Origin of the sequence: Neobacillus drentensis (genome assembly GCF_036966985.1) — a bacterium.
In the GTDB taxonomy this organism is placed as follows: Bacteria; Bacillota; Bacilli; order Bacillales; family Cytobacillaceae; genus Neobacillus; species Neobacillus drentensis_E.
Genome location: NZ_JBALSN010000040.1, coordinates 1 through 1,332 on the forward strand (window position 1 = coordinate 1; position 1,332 = coordinate 1,332).

Consider the following 1,332-nt stretch of genomic DNA (forward strand, 5'->3'; position numbering starts at 1 on the left):
TTTAAGTGCATTTCTTCACAATCTAATAGATGGTTGCATTGAAACTGAACTGAACAGGATACGCAAGTGACGCAACCTCCTTAGTCTACTCCTTTTTCTTTTTTATCAATGCCTGACGATCCAGACGTAACAAGACAAGAATTAGTTAAAACCCTGGTTAAAGGGCTGGAAAGAAGTTTAACGGACCAGGAAGCAAGAATACTTAATTGGTTATCAAATTCTTTGCTTCGTTGCTAACAGACACAAAAAGGCCACCAAGTCCCCTGCTTGGTGGTCTTTTTGTGTCTTAATGGCCGCCGATGTAACATTCCGGACAACAATCTGGCATAATAACAAAATTATCGACACCGTGTATAGCCCAATGACAATCCCCTCTATCTTGCTACCACCAAGTTGCAGAATCACCGGGAGTATATCGTGCAAGATGAAGATGAGGTGTAGATGTTCTGCCTGAACTATCAATATGTCCAATCATTTGGCCTGCTTCGACTTCCATCCCTTCCTGTAATTCGGGAATGGGTTTAACGTGATGGTATCCGGTATAGTAGCCAGCGCTACCATAAGCTTCAATCAGAACCATATTATCATTATTTGGACAGGGGGCTCCTTCAGGACAATGGACGCTATCCCGTCTTAAATATCTTACTTTGCCTGTTTGCATGGCATAAATAGGTGAGCCAGAACGGTAATGACCGAGGAAGGCTTTTCTATATTGAATTCCTGGAAATCTTATGTCTTTTGCTCCTGGTCCATGGCCACACGGCGCGATGATTTCGACTTGATCTTCTGGTAAGGTGGAACCTTCTTCTATACGTTTACCAGTAAAGGGATTCTTACAATATATATACGCCATTTTCTCATTCCTCCTCGTTACCTAATAGGGCCATTTTCTATTCAGCCCATTCATATTATTTGAGTAATCCAATAAAAAAAAGCACCCTTTATTTGGAAGAATATCATCGACTCCTGATGCCCACTATGACTGGCATCAAATGCTGAAAGCGGTAGCGGGCGTTAACATTATTGTCTACACCAGAAACGGGAAACAGTATATTGGATCACCCTAATGCCTTAGACCAAAGCCTATTTTTTATATGAGTAAAGAAAAAATGACATCCCCCTTATTTCAAAGTTGTAAGTACCCAACACACCCGTCTGCCCCGATTATCCACTGCCTACTTTTTGAACTTCCTTAGTAACAATTGTCTGTCTCTCCAACTACTAGCTTTTTGTAACAATTCGTTTTATTCAGATGAGCTTCTTTTTTTAGTTATATCGGTCAAACATGACAAAATTGAGTAATTTCCTTATTGAATTAACCTGCTCCGTTAG

The 1,332-nt window shown here is 40.5% G+C and carries 1 protein-coding gene; it reads right to left on the reverse strand.

The features are described from left to right. Positions 1 to 382: 382 nt before the first annotated feature. Positions 383 to 853, reverse strand: a complete 471-nt coding sequence (locus tag V7659_RS02915; RefSeq protein WP_335537985.1) for a M23 family metallopeptidase — start codon at positions 851 to 853, stop codon at positions 383 to 385. Positions 854 to 1,332: the final 479 nt, after the last annotated feature.

Excerpts from the sequence above, each read along its gene's own strand:
- V7659_RS02915 (WP_335537985.1), bottom strand. The coding sequence starts at position 853 with ATGGCGTATATATATTGTAAGAATCCCTTTACTGGTAAACGTATAGAA.